Genomic DNA, 288 nt, shown 5'->3' with positions numbered 1-288 from the left:
CGCCCGAACCGACCGGCGGCAACTGGACGGCAAAGAGCGGCTGCGTAGTGACCGACGTGCCGCTTCCGGGATGCGTCGGCGGCGGCTTCGACGACGTCGAGCACTACGGCGGCTACCTGATCGCCGAGAGCATCTTCCGCCCGGCGGATGGTCACATGCTCGCCGCCTCGCGCGAAATGTTCGACGCGCTGCGCCAGTGGCAGCACGCCGAGCGCGTCGGCGACGCCGAGGAACTCGCGAATGCGCGAGCAGCTCGCGATGCCGCCATCGAGCGCGCGATATACGTCC

The 288-nt window shown here is 69.8% G+C and carries 1 protein-coding gene; it reads left to right on the top strand.

The window, feature by feature from the left end; genetic code table 11:
• On the top strand, window positions 1-288 hold a 288-nt coding region (locus AAEZ18_RS18605; RefSeq protein ID WP_352255866.1), incomplete at both ends, for a hypothetical protein.

Origin of the sequence: Pseudoalteromonas sp. 19-MNA-CIBAN-0066, from assembly GCF_040308705.1 — a bacterium.
GTDB classification, from domain to species: Bacteria; Pseudomonadota; Gammaproteobacteria; order Enterobacterales; family Alteromonadaceae; genus Pseudoalteromonas; species Pseudoalteromonas nigrifaciens.
The sequence above is the reverse complement of the archived record's forward strand: the minus strand, read 5'-3'. Positions and strand labels throughout refer to the sequence as shown.